Genomic DNA, 695 nt, shown 5'->3' with positions numbered 1-695 from the left:
TTGTAGACGTAAAGCTTGCTCACGTTAAAAGCGTCAGCTTTTGGTTTATATGTAATTGCAGGCTGCATCGTTTATATTTTTATGGGCTTCGCCCATCACGCCAGCAAGCTGTGCGTCTACAAGTCGTTTGATATGTTGTAGACGTAAAGCTTGCTCACGTTAAAAGCGTCAGCTTTTGGTTTATATGTAATTGCAGGCTGCATCGTTTATATTTTTATGGGCTTCGCCCATCACGCCAGCAAGCTGTGCGTCTACAAGTCTGGCGCAGAAGTTTAATGCGTTGTAGACGTAGAGCTTGCTCACGTGAAAAGCGTCAGCTTTTGGTTTATATGTTATTGCAGGCTGCACCGTTTATATTTTTATGGGCTTTGCCCATCACGCCAGCAAGCTGTGCGTCTACAAGTCGTTTGATATGTTGTAGACGTAAAGCTTGCTCACGTTAAAAGCGTCAGCTTTTGGTTTATATGTAATTGCAGGCTGCATCGTTTATATTTTTATGGGCTTCGCCCATCACGCCAGCAAGCTGTGCGTCTACAAGTCTGGCGCAGAAGTTTAATGCGTTGTAGACGTAGAGCTTGCTCACGTGAAAAGCGTCAGCTTTTGGTTTATATGTTATTGCAGGCTGCACCGTTTATATTTTTATGGGCTTTGCCCATCACGCCAGCAAGCTGTGCGTCTACAAGTCGTTTGATATG

Origin of the sequence: Pseudoalteromonas sp. SG45-5, from assembly GCF_014164085.1 — a bacterium.
Classification (GTDB): domain Bacteria; phylum Pseudomonadota; class Gammaproteobacteria; order Enterobacterales; family Alteromonadaceae; genus Pseudoalteromonas; species Pseudoalteromonas aliena.
The sequence above is the reverse complement of the archived record's forward strand: the minus strand, read 5'-3'. Positions refer to the sequence as shown.